1 tRNA gene, 1 rRNA gene and 1 pseudogene are annotated in these 671 nt (G+C 41.1%); 2 read left to right on the top strand and 1 reads right to left on the bottom strand.

Annotation, left to right across the window (positions count from 1 at the left end):
* The first annotated feature begins 7 nt into the window (after nucleotides 1-7).
* Nucleotides 8-123 (top strand): 5S ribosomal RNA (gene rrf / locus GEZ84_RS10655).
* Between the two features lie 5 nt (nucleotides 124-128).
* Nucleotides 129-202: transfer RNA gene (locus GEZ84_RS10650), tRNA-Asn, on the top strand.
* 77 nt (nucleotides 203-279) lie between these two features.
* Here GEZ84_RS10650 and GEZ84_RS10645 read toward each other — a convergent pair.
* Nucleotides 280-510, bottom strand: a pseudogene (locus tag GEZ84_RS10645) (transposase family protein); the annotation flags it as partial.
* Nucleotides 511-671 lie beyond the last annotated feature (161 nt).

Genomic DNA, 671 nt, shown 5'->3' with positions numbered 1-671 from the left:
CTCAGAGTTAAGTGACGATAGCCTAGGAGATACACCTGTACCCATGCCGAACACAGAAGTTAAGCCCTAGAACGCCGGAAGTAGTTGGGGGTTGCCCCCTGTGAGATATGGAAGTCGCTTAGCTTTATTCCGCCATAGCTCAGTTGGTAGTAGCGCATGACTGTTAATCATGATGTCGTAGGTTCGAGTCCTACTGGCGGAGTAGTTAATTAAAAGAGGTTAAGACCTCTTTTTTTGCTATATAATTAATAATCTATCTCGCACCTAATAAAGCGAGATATTTTTCTTGATGAGAGAGGTTTCGGCGACCATCATTTTTGAATAGTGATAGCACATGAATAGACGCTTTCTAAGGAGAATTCTAGTAGGCATACCAGTCGTTTCAAGATAAGGAATTTTAGAAGGTTTTTGAAAATCATATTTCTTCATTTGACTTCCGCACTCAGGGCAAGATGGGGCCTCACAATCTAGTTTAGCAATGATTTCTTTGTGGGTATCCATATTAACAACGGTAAATTCCCAGACTAACTTCCACTGCTAATCCAAGTGGAAGTTAGTCTGATAAAAATCGTAAAAACCAGTGGAAGTCCGTGTCAGGGTAAGTTCCACTGGTTTTACTAATGCTTGATTTCATCGCTTTTGTAGCCGAAAGGCATCGAAAAAAAGAGCGC

The organism is Streptococcus mitis, from assembly GCF_009496155.1.
GTDB classification, from domain to species: domain Bacteria; phylum Bacillota; class Bacilli; order Lactobacillales; family Streptococcaceae; genus Streptococcus; species Streptococcus mitis_BQ.
Note: the sequence above shows the minus strand (reverse complement) of the source record. Positions and strands in the feature narration are given on the sequence as shown.